Consider the following 6713-nt stretch of genomic DNA (forward strand, 5'->3'; position numbering starts at 1 on the left):
TCAATTAACGAGAATTGTTCAGGGAGTCGGACATCAAGAGAGCGGTGGTGATATCAAGTGGTCAGTGCAACATGGTTTTTAAAATATCCCGTTCCTCCGTGACACGTTTCAATTGCGCTTCTAATTTAGCGATCTTTAATTTTTCATCGGATGGTTGAACGGATTTAGGTTTATCTGATAATTGGCTTCGCCAGTGATATAGCGTTTTAGTAGAAATATCTAACCGTTCAGCGACTTCTGCAACTGAATATCCGCGCTCAGTAATTTGTTTAACAGCCGCTTCTTTAAACTCTTGGGTATACCGTTTGCCTTTACTCATAAAACACCTCTTATTAGAAGTTACAATGTAACTTATTGGGTGTCTAGCAAACTATGGGAAGTCCAGTTATCAATAATTATCTGTTAATGAAATTCATATATTAAGACGTTTTAAAAATACTTAGCTCCTTTACAAGCTCAGTAATGCGTTTCGCAATCGTATTATTTTCTGAAGCACTTTGTTTAGTTTGGTCAGCAGTAACGTTCGCAATTTCGTTAATACTATTTAAGCTTTGGTTGATTTCTTCTGCAACGACGGATTGCTCTTCAGCAGCGGTCGCTATTTGAGTGTTTAAATCTGAAATTTCTCCAACTGACAACGCGGCTTGCTCAAAAAGGCTGGCGTTTTCTGTACTTTTCTCCAAGCAAAGTTGAGTACTCTCGCTACCTTTTTCCATTGACTCTACGGCATTTTTAGCTTCATCCTGTAAACGTTCCACTAGCTTTTGTATATCAACTGTTGATGTTTGTGTACGTTGAGCTAACTGCCTTACTTCATCTGCAACAACCGCAAAACCTCTACCTGTATCACCAGCTCTTGCCGCTTCAATGGCAGCATTCAGCGCTAATAGGTTGGTTTGCTCTGCAATACCTTGAATGGTTTCAAGGACAGAACCTATGTTATTCGTTTCGGCCACAAGGCTTTCAATGACTGCTGATGCATTTGCCACTTCTTCTGCAACCTTCGTAATAACTTCTTGAGTTTCAGTTGCTCCAGCTTGACCAAGCATGACTCTTTCTTTCACACTTTCAGTGGCAAGTGAAGCTTCAGCAGTACTTCGGGCAACTTCTTGTGTTGTGCAGCTCATTTCTTGAATTGCAGTAGCGACGCTTGTGATTTCTTCTCGTTGAAGTAAAACATTATCTAAAGATGCTTGTGTAGAATGCACAACTACTCCTGAGGATTTATCCAAATCACCAGCTTGTTGATTAACTTTGGATATCATACCGCTCAGCACATTCAAAAACGCATTAAATGATTTTGCTAGTGTGCCAGTCTCATCTTTGGCTGTTTCGTTCAACCTTATACGTAAATCACCGTCGCCATTTGCCAGCTCATGGAGCCTTTCATTGAGGCTACTTATGGGCTTTGTAATGGAGTTTGCGATAATCGTTGGCATTATTGCGCCCCAAAGAACAGCTAAAATGAATAAGACAATAATTATGCTGACCGCCTTTTGTTCATGTTGCTCTGCTGTTATTGCCGCTTTTAATGTAAAAGACTGTATTCGGTCTAACATTTCTATCAGCTTGTCGTCGATTTTATCTTCAAGTGACTCAACTGACTTGGCTTGTTTAAGCATTTTATTGATATTTCCGCTTAACCCTAACTGTGTAATGTTCGTTACTTTTAAGGTAAGAGCTTGAAACTCAGTATCAACAAAATTTAACTCCGCTAGTAATTTTGAATACTCATTTCTTGCATCCTCAGAATGCAATAGGGGGAGTGCTTTTTGTATAAATCGCTGTGTTTCAGATATTTCTTTTTGTGTTTTATTCAGTACTGTAGCAACATTATCACGCTCAATTGTAAGGTTTTGTGTATCAAACTTTCCTTGTTCAGACATTAATACGTGCAGTAAAAACCTTTCAAATAGGATAGCTTGCTGCAATTGCTGCTCTGTAATTTGAGTAAGTAGCTTTGTTAACGGAATATCTTCCTCAGCAATATCTATCAACTCTTGGCCAATTTTATTCATACTCGTAATAGATATCCAGCTAATAAACAGCAAAATCCCTAATGTTGAAAAACCTAGAATATATACTTTCGTTTTAATTGTAATTCTTGATAACAAAATAGCACCTCTGAATAAATACTGGGTTATTACTTAATGATGTATCGACTGATACACCTTAAACTGTATTTAAAATGGTCGGACGATAGCAACGCCAAGTACAAGCGCGTCTTCACCACTATCAATGAAATCGATAGCTAAAGTCGGAGCTATCCCGAAATCACCCAAGTGAAAGTCATAACTGCCAACTAATCGATATAAACTATTGGTCTTAGGTTTATACCCTCCTATTTTTTCCTCGCCATAGCCAACACCAATGCGCCAATTTGAATCTGGATGATAAAATAAATTTGCAACCTTTACGGAAACACCATCCCCTTCATGTCCATTCGGTAAATCTTCATAAGAAACCCCAACTCCCCACGTGCTATTTATTTTATATTCGTATTCTAATCCCCAAGTTAAGTCAGTTTCACCATCAACGTGAGTTACACCAGCAAACACTCCCGGCACATGACTTTTACCCTCAGCCCCATAAACTGGATTTATAACTAAAGCTGTCATAGATATAATTATTAAAGATATTAGGTTTTTCATTGATTTACTCCAGTACATTGATTATTAAGTTATAAACGTTCTAATTCACGCATTAAGTCATCAGCCCAATTTATTCCGCACCAGTAAGCTCTATTTAGGGTCTGAAGCTCTTGAATCTGAATATGATGGATAGACTCTTGACCCTGCTCCATTGATTTAATTTTTTGAAGGTTTTTGAATAACTCGTTAGGTTGTTCATTTAATGCATCTTTAACTACAGCGCTAATAGTTACATTTTCAAGAAGTGTGTTCTTATCAATACTCAATAGTGCAGGCAGGCCTGAAAATAACCCAAGATTGAAATGATCATATGGATGGCACATGCCCTTTTCTTCTGCGAACTTCTCCATCGCCTTGGCTCTACTAAGTAAAACTCTGAAGGTTTCTAAAGGACTTTCGGACTCAGATGTTAACAATAGAATTGTTAGCCATTTCTGAATTTCTCTAACTCCCATCATTATAACAGCTTCTCTTACACTTTTTATTTCTCGATTAAAGGAGAATAGAGAGCTATTAACCAATAATATAATTTTTACAGCCAAACGAGGGTCGCAAGATACTAACTCTGATATTTCTTCAGGGGTTACATCGTCTTTATTTAACACTGACAGGAGTTTTAAAGTAACTTGCTTACTTGTTGGGATTTCTACTCCGTGAATTAACTCTGGTTTTTCTAAATAATATCCCTGAAATAACGTGAACCCATCTTTTAGGCATTGGTTAAATGTTTTTGCGTCTTCTACTTTCTCTGCAAGTAGTACTGTATTTAGCTTATTTAAAGAAGGTAATTGATTCTGTATATCACTATACGGAAGTGCTGTTAAGTCAATTTTAATGATGTCAGCGAAAGGAGTTAGCTCCCATTGATGAGATTCGAAGGTAAAATCATCTAACGCAAATTTGAAGCCTCGACTCTTCATCAACTGAATATTTTCAATGACCTGAGGGGTTGCGTGCACAGTCTCAAGTATCTCAATTACGATACCTTCAGGGTTGCTAGGAAAAAAAACAGGAGACTCTAAAAATCTTTCGTCAGCATTAATAAACACAGGTTTATTGTCTGCCAAATTACCCTTTTGAATGGTGGCATATAAGTTACTAATTAGTTCACTGGTCGCACCTAACGAATCCCTGCTGTTAGTAATGTCGTAACGTGTCCCTCGGTATAACATCTCAAAGCCGAAAGCATTATTAGAGCTGTCGAAAATGGGCTGTCTAGCTAATAAAACATCTAGGTATTTATGTTCTACGTCAAGAGTTCTCATCATGCCTCGCCAAAGCTAGAAGTATATAAAACAAACTATGAAAGCGCCTATTTTGTGTAATTTACACTTTATTTAACTTGATTTGAACTTATTTTTTTTAATTAACTGTTGAGGTAAAAATAAATGTATATTTCATAAAAAACTAGAATAGCAATTATTGAATTGCGAACTGGTCTTCCTCTGAATTCCTAGGCACCTGCTTGTCGATTTGTATCTGACTTCAAACTCTCTTGGGGGCGGATGGCCCAGATGGTCACCGCCAGTAGAGTATGAAAAACGGCTAGGAGGTGTCTAGATTATTGGTATCGATTCATTGTTAAATCCAATATGGTGATCTGGCTCAATGCGGTATAGAACTAATTTATCTTCATCAATTATTCTTGTGGCAGAGTAAGTGTTTTTATTAGAGTCTTTGGCCGTAAAGGATACTTGAAAAATTGGGCTGTGAACGTACTTCTCTTCTTCTATTATTTGCTTAGCAAGTCGATGAATTAATATTTCGCCCTGGCAAGATGCTTTGGTTTTATGGCGAAAGTAAGTAGCTGTTTTTCGGCTTGCCTTATTCCTGTTAGATGCAACGAGGCTAGCTCTACACTGCGGGTAAAGTCCCTTCGCACGACAATATTCATTAAGAGCCGCTTCATCTAAACTAGCACATTCAATAATGGCGTTGAGTCTGTCTTCTAAGCTCCAGTCATGAGGGCGTTTTTCTGTTGACATGTGACTACCATTATCTTTAGTTTCAAGTTCATGGTTTTTAGCAAGTGCTATCCATCGATGTAGCGTTGAATAACCCACGCCTAAATCATAAGCGATATCTTCTAGTCGAGCATCATCACATTGCGATAATGCTTTTTCAACAGCTTGAACTTTAAATTCTTGTGTAAATCGACGACTCATTTTATCTGCCTCTATTTAAAGTTAGAGGCGACAACTATCCTGACACAGGGGGGGCATTAACCATGAGTATGTCGCATATTACGGCGACAATGGTATAGCGATAGATAAAACGAACGAGAAGCAATTTGCAGGAAAGTCAACGGAGGAAAAGTATTTGATTTCGAAGAAATTTCTAGTATCGCGTGGGAAGACTATCCACTGGGTAATCATATGAAATACATGAAAAATATAAACACAAAGAACTTCGAACTTCCTAAGTTAACAATCGGATTCGCTGGAAACTGTAGTGGTACAGTGATTTTGGCCACCCATTAAGAAAGAAATGTTATGCTGATAAGCATACAAATTTGGGTGAAAAAATGACGAAATTAAAACGCGTAACGTATTCTGCAGCAATAAAATTAGAAACAGCTCAGCTTGTAGTTGACCAAAGTTATACTCAAGAAGAGGCAGCCAAAGCGATGGGAGTGGGTAAATCAACCGTAAGTAAATGGGTTACTCAATTAAAGCTAGAACGCAATGGTCAGACACCCACAGCTTCACCAATGACGCCCGAACAAATTGAAATCCGCGAACTTAAAAAGCAAATCCAACGCATTGAATTAGAAAAGGATATGTTAAAAAAGGCTACGGTGATATCAAGTGGTCAGTGCAACATGGTTTTTAATCATATCATTAGGAGTTAAATAGTTTAATATTCTTCTTGGTCGATTATTTAGTTTATTAGCGATTTTATCTAAATAACGTTGGTCAAAGCCATGTAGGCTTGTCTTTTTGGGAAAGTACTGCCTTAATAGGCGATTTGTATTTTCATTTGTTCCCCTTTGCCACGGACTACTCGGGTCACAAAAGTAAACATCTGTATTCGTATTTTTAGTAAACCTTTTATGGTCTGCTAATTCCATTCCTCGATCCCACGTTAGTGTGTTTTTAAGTGCCTTTGGTAAAGCATTAAATTTCAGAATAAGTGCATTTACTACATTTTTAGTATCCTTACCATTAACTTGTACCAAAGCTGTAAACCGTGTTTTTCGATCAACCAATGTTGCTATATGTGAGTTGCTACTTCCTGATATTAAATCGCCCTCCCAGTGACCTAGAGTTTCTCGTGTTTCAATTTCATGAGGCCTTTCATGAATTGTTTTAGCATCAATAATACCTTTATAAATTCCCTTATTTGTTGAGCGTTTACCATGCCTCAACTTACGTTTTGAGCGAAGATGGCTAAGGACTGCTTTTTCGAAAATATAGCGTGATGGGATAAATAACGTTTTATAAATAGTCTCATGTGAGATATGCATTTCAGATGATGCGGGGTGTTTTATTTTTAACCAGCCAGAAATTTGCTCTGGTGACCAGTCATCTAGTGGCTTAGATTCAACCAAATCGCTAAGTGGATTACCTTTTTGCAATTTACATTGCTTTGGCCTTAATGCTCGCTCTAGCGCATTTTTATCAGCCGTAACTGCACGGTATTTGGCAATACCACCATTGCGTTTGATTTCACGGCTTACTGTTGACGCTGCCTTTTCTACATTACGAGCTATTGCCCTGATAGATAAGCCTGAAGCTAAACCTCTTGATATATCTTCTCGCTCTTCTAAAGAAAGAAACGATAATCGACGTTTTCGTTGCACTGGCGATATTCCACCTTTTAATTTAAGTACACCGAATATAGAACCAGCATGCCTATCAAGCGTCAAGCCTATGTCGCTAAGCGTTTTACCTTCACGCCATAAGAACCATGCTTTCAGCTTTTCAATATCACTTAAACCACGTTTTGATAAGTCAGTCATAACAACCTAATTAATAATCAATTATAAGGTGTTGCACTGACCTATTGAATTCACCACCGCTCTCTTGATGTCCGACTCCCTGAACAATTCTCGTTAATTGA

At 37.8% G+C, this 6713-nt stretch carries 6 protein-coding genes and 1 pseudogene; 1 reads left to right on the plus strand and 6 read right to left on the minus strand.

Annotated elements, in window-relative coordinates:
- Positions 1 to 61 precede the first annotated feature (61 nt).
- The 5 genes from RF53_RS19005 to RF53_RS19345 all read right to left on the minus strand — a co-directional run bounded on the left by RF53_RS19005 (position 62) and on the right by RF53_RS19345 (position 4816).
- Positions 62 to 319, minus strand: coding sequence for a transposase (locus tag RF53_RS19005; protein ID WP_039038569.1), 258 nt, complete (start codon positions 317 to 319; stop codon positions 62 to 64).
- A gap of 100 nt (positions 320 to 419) precedes the next feature.
- Entirely contained in the window at positions 420 to 2114 is a 1695-nt protein-coding gene (locus RF53_RS19010) for a methyl-accepting chemotaxis protein (protein ID WP_052242914.1), read from the minus strand.
- A gap of 69 nt (positions 2115 to 2183) precedes the next feature.
- Positions 2184 to 2651, minus strand: coding sequence for a hypothetical protein (locus RF53_RS19015; RefSeq protein ID WP_039038571.1), 468 nt, complete (start codon positions 2649 to 2651; stop codon positions 2184 to 2186).
- 29 nt (positions 2652 to 2680) lie between these two features.
- On the minus strand, positions 2681 to 3919 hold the full coding sequence (locus RF53_RS19020) for an EAL and HDOD domain-containing protein (RefSeq protein ID WP_039038572.1): 1239 nt from the start codon (positions 3917 to 3919) through the stop codon (positions 2681 to 2683).
- Between the two features lie 288 nt (positions 3920 to 4207).
- On the minus strand, positions 4208 to 4816 hold the full coding sequence (locus tag RF53_RS19345; protein ID WP_082014458.1) for a transposase: 609 nt from the start codon (positions 4814 to 4816) through the stop codon (positions 4208 to 4210).
- A 359-nt stretch (positions 4817 to 5175) separates the two neighbouring features.
- Between RF53_RS19345 and RF53_RS19030 the strand changes: the two are divergent.
- Positions 5176 to 5442, plus strand: a pseudogene (locus RF53_RS19030) (transposase); the annotation flags it as partial.
- Positions 5443 to 5454: 12 nt separating this feature from the next.
- On the opposite strand, the gene RF53_RS19035 reads toward RF53_RS19030, so the two are convergent.
- Positions 5455 to 6612 (minus strand): IS30 family transposase, encoded by a 1158-nt coding sequence (locus tag RF53_RS19035; protein ID WP_039038574.1) that lies wholly within the window; start codon positions 6610 to 6612, stop codon positions 5455 to 5457.
- Between the last annotated feature and the right edge of the window lie 101 nt (positions 6613 to 6713).

This window comes from Pseudoalteromonas sp. ECSMB14103 (genome assembly GCF_000813065.1).
In the GTDB taxonomy this organism is placed as follows: Bacteria; Pseudomonadota; Gammaproteobacteria; order Enterobacterales; family Alteromonadaceae; genus Pseudoalteromonas; species Pseudoalteromonas marina.

Coding starts and splice junctions, on each gene's coding strand:
- RF53_RS19005 (WP_039038569.1), bottom strand. CDS start 319: ATGAGTAAAGGCAAACGGTATACCCAAGAGTTTAAAGAAGCGGCTGTT.
- RF53_RS19015 (WP_039038571.1), bottom strand. CDS start 2,651: ATGAAAAACCTAATATCTTTAATAATTATATCTATGACAGCTTTAGTT.
- RF53_RS19020 (WP_039038572.1), bottom strand. CDS start 3,919: ATGATGAGAACTCTTGACGTAGAACATAAATACCTAGATGTTTTATTA.
- RF53_RS19345 (WP_082014458.1), bottom strand. CDS start 4,816: ATGAGTCGTCGATTTACACAAGAATTTAAAGTTCAAGCTGTTGAAAAA.
- RF53_RS19035 (WP_039038574.1), bottom strand. CDS start 6,612: ATGACTGACTTATCAAAACGTGGTTTAAGTGATATTGAAAAGCTGAAA.